At 41.1% G+C, this 270-nt stretch carries 1 protein-coding gene; it reads right to left on the reverse strand.

Annotated elements, in window-relative coordinates; translation table 11 throughout:
* Positions 1–122: 122 nt before the first annotated feature.
* Complete coding sequence (gene secG / locus NLF92_RS14305; RefSeq protein WP_349293230.1) at positions 123–263, reverse strand: preprotein translocase subunit SecG; 141 nt, start codon at positions 261–263, stop codon at positions 123–125.
* Positions 264–270: the final 7 nt, after the last annotated feature.

A 270-nucleotide genomic window follows, 5' to 3' on the forward strand; every position in this document is an offset into this window, starting at 1 on the left:
CTATGCCATTTTATTCGCCACTTATTCATTAACTATATCTAAATTGCTAACTGTAACCAGATTATTGCCAAATAACTTGGGCTAATTTTTCCCATAAGGCTCAATCCTATCGCTCAAATGAATTAAGCCCCGATCCAACCTGCGCTCAAAACAATGGTCAAGGTGACAAAAGCAATGCCTAATCCCCAGGTAATCCGATTTAAGGCATTTTCCGCGCTTTTAGTACTGGTAAACATTTGCGACTGTCCACCAATACCACCCAACCCGTCT

It is taken from the genome of Opacimonas viscosa (assembly GCF_024199005.1).
GTDB lineage: Bacteria > Pseudomonadota > Gammaproteobacteria > Enterobacterales > Alteromonadaceae > Opacimonas > Opacimonas viscosa.